This window comes from Mesorhizobium sp. M2A.F.Ca.ET.067.02.1.1 (genome assembly GCF_004023285.1).
In the GTDB taxonomy this organism is placed as follows: domain Bacteria; phylum Pseudomonadota; class Alphaproteobacteria; order Rhizobiales; family Rhizobiaceae; genus Mesorhizobium.
The window spans coordinates 1-385 of record NZ_RZSB01001499.1; the positions used below are offsets into that span (position 1 = coordinate 1).

At 64.2% G+C, this 385-nt stretch carries 1 pseudogene; it reads right to left on the reverse strand.

The annotated features are described in order from the left end of the window. Window positions 1-385: pseudogene (locus EOA28_RS38510) on the reverse strand (acetyl/propionyl-CoA carboxylase subunit alpha); the annotation flags it as partial.

A 385-nucleotide genomic window follows, 5' to 3' on the forward strand; every position in this document is an offset into this window, starting at 1 on the left:
CCCCTCCCGCCAGCGCGGATGCTGCATCAGCGCCGCCAGGAACGGAATGTTGTGCTCGATGCCATCGACGACGAAACTGTCGAGCGCCTCCGACATGGCGTCGATCGCCTCGAGCCTGGTCGGCGCCCAGGTGCAAAGCTTGGCCACCATCGGATCGTAGAACATCGAAATCTCGGAGCCTTCGGTGACCCCGGTATCGTTGCGGATGACCACATCGCCGAACGTCCCCTCCTCCGGCGGCCGATAGCGCGTCAGCCGGCCGATCGAGGGCAGGAAATTGCGGTACGGATCCTCGGCATAGAGGCGGCTTTCCACCGCCCAGCCGTTCAGTTTCACGTCGCTCTGCTTGATGGCGAGCTTCTCGCCAGCGGCGACACGGATCATC